4 protein-coding genes are annotated in these 2,091 nt (G+C 70.0%); all 4 read right to left on the minus strand.

The features are described from left to right. The coding region (locus FRW57_RS20765; protein WP_162529446.1) for a DUF4097 family beta strand repeat-containing protein at window positions 1-927 on the minus strand (927 nt) is incomplete at its 3' end. Between the two features lie 108 nt (window positions 928-1,035). Beyond that, window positions 1,036-1,695, minus strand: a complete 660-nt coding sequence (locus FRW57_RS20770; protein WP_137122771.1) for a GDSL-type esterase/lipase family protein — start codon at window positions 1,693-1,695, stop codon at window positions 1,036-1,038. 3 nt (window positions 1,696-1,698) lie between these two features. Next, window positions 1,699-1,881, minus strand: coding sequence for a DUF6104 family protein (locus FRW57_RS20775; protein ID WP_137122770.1), 183 nt, complete (start codon window positions 1,879-1,881; stop codon window positions 1,699-1,701). A gap of 42 nt (window positions 1,882-1,923) precedes the next feature. Then, on the minus strand, window positions 1,924-2,091 hold a 168-nt coding region (locus FRW57_RS24625), incomplete at its 5' end, for an N-acetyltransferase (protein ID WP_476748663.1).

Raw genomic sequence — 2,091 nt, forward strand, 5'->3', positions numbered from 1 at the left:
CCGGCCTCCGCTCCTGGGCGGTGTCGGCGGGTGCGGCGGCCTCGGCGGCTCGGGCGGAGGCGGGGCGGCCCAGCCACCCTTCGCCGCCTGCTTGGCTGCCTTCTTGTGGCCCTTCAGGGCGGTCTTGAGCTCGTCCTTCATGGCGGCCATCTCCTGCTTGAACGCCGCCATCTCCCGCTTGAAGTCCTCCTTCGGGGAGTATGACGTGCCATCGACGATGACCTGCCCGCTCACCGACTGGGCGCGCACGTCGTAGCCCCGGCCCTGCGGCACCCGGACGGTCACGTCGCCCGAGACCGAGTTGGAGCTGATCTTGGCCTCGCCGTCGGCCAGGTCGAGGGCGATGTCACCGCTCACCGTGTTGAGATTGATGTCCTGCAGGTCGCTGGCCAGGACGGTGAGGCAGCCGGAGACCGAGTTGCCGGTGAAGTCGCCCTTCAGCGCGTGGCACTCGATCTCGCCGCTCACCGTGTTGGCGTCGACGTCGCCGATGATGTCGTCGAGCGTCACCACGCCCGAGACGGTGTTGACCTTGGCCTCGTTGCGCACGCCCGTGATGAGGGCGTCGGCACTGACCGTGCTCGCCCTGACCAGCGCGGTGCTGGGGATGGACAGGCTGATGCGGGCCCGCAGGTTGCTGGCGTCCTTGCCGATCTGCAGCAACCCCTCCCACAGGCTGCCGTCGGCCTCCTTGACGTGCGCCACCTTGAGGGTCGAGCCGTCCCAGGTGACCTGCAGCGGCCGTCCGACCACCTCATGCACCTCGAGCCGTGCCGCAGGGGAGTCGTCATGGGTCACCACGTCGAGCCGGCCGCCCACGATGCCGACTCGCAACTGGCGGACGACCTCGTCCTCGCTGCCCACGTCGAGCACCTTGGGCCCGTCGATCTGCCATTCCTGCGCCATGGGGTCCTCCTGCTCGGTCACCGTGGTGAGCGGTCGCCATACCTGCCTGTATGGCGAGGGTCAGGTCACGATATAACGCGATACATCGTGAGTGCAAGCCTGCTGGCGTGGTCCGTCGGTACCGTCCGGTCAGGCATCCAGGCGCAGCCACTGCGGCCATCCGGCGTGCAGCACCAGCCAGGCGATCAGGCCGTAGCCCGCCTGGCCGGGGTGCCGGCCGTCGCCGCTCGCGAGGTCGGACTGCCACTGCTCGTGTCCGACGAGGGGGCGGAAACAGTCGACGAAGATCACTCCGCGCCGGGCGCACACATCTGCCTGCGCCTCGGCCAGCGCCTCGATGCGGGTGTTGAGCTCGTGGTCCTGGGACGGTGGTGGGCCCACCACGAAGGTGGCGATCCCCGTCGCGGCAGCGTCGTCGAGGACGTTGGCGAGGTTGAGCCGCGAGCGCGCGGTCGTCATGCCCGTCTCGAGATCCTCGACACCCATCCCCAACACCAGGCGGCGCTCACTGCGCTTGCTCCAGCGGGGGTTGCACTCGGCCCGCCAGCGCGCGAGGACGTCGGCCGAGGAGTCGCCCCGGACGCCGAGGTTGTAGGCGGTCAGGTCGTTCTCACCGACCGGCGTGCGGGCGACGACGCGCGAGACCCAGCCGAGGGCCTTGGGGTCGCCGTAGCCGGCCACGAACGAGTCGCCCACGAAGACCAGCCCGATGTCGCGCGGGCCGTCCTCGATGTGGAACTCCGCGCTCGGGTTGAACTCGGGGTCCGCGTCGGTGCTGCCGAAGCTCACGTCTTAGTCCTCGTCATCGTCGTCGTCGAGCCGGGCGAGCCATGTGGCCAGGCGCTCGACCGCGGTCTCGAACTCGGGGTTGAGGTCCACGAACAGGCGCAGCTGGTCGGCCACCCACTCCAGGCTGACCGACTCCTCACCCCGGCGCTGGGTCAGCTCCTCGATCCCTCGGTCCGTGAAGTACACACCCGGAGGTTATCGCGCAGCACGTGCTGGGGCGTGCTGCGGTCACGTCAGGATGTCGCGGTGCCAGGACTCCGTCCGGTATGCCGTGTGCCAGCCGAGCGAGCCATAGAGGGCGTCGGCGCGGGTGGGGGAGTCGGCGTCGACCTCGAGGCCGACTCGGTCGCGGCCGCGCTGGGCGGCGTCGGCGATCACCGCGCGCAGCAGCGCCTT

This window comes from Segeticoccus rhizosphaerae, assembly GCF_009192725.1.
In the GTDB taxonomy this organism is placed as follows: domain Bacteria; phylum Actinomycetota; class Actinomycetes; order Actinomycetales; family Dermatophilaceae; genus Segeticoccus; species Segeticoccus rhizosphaerae.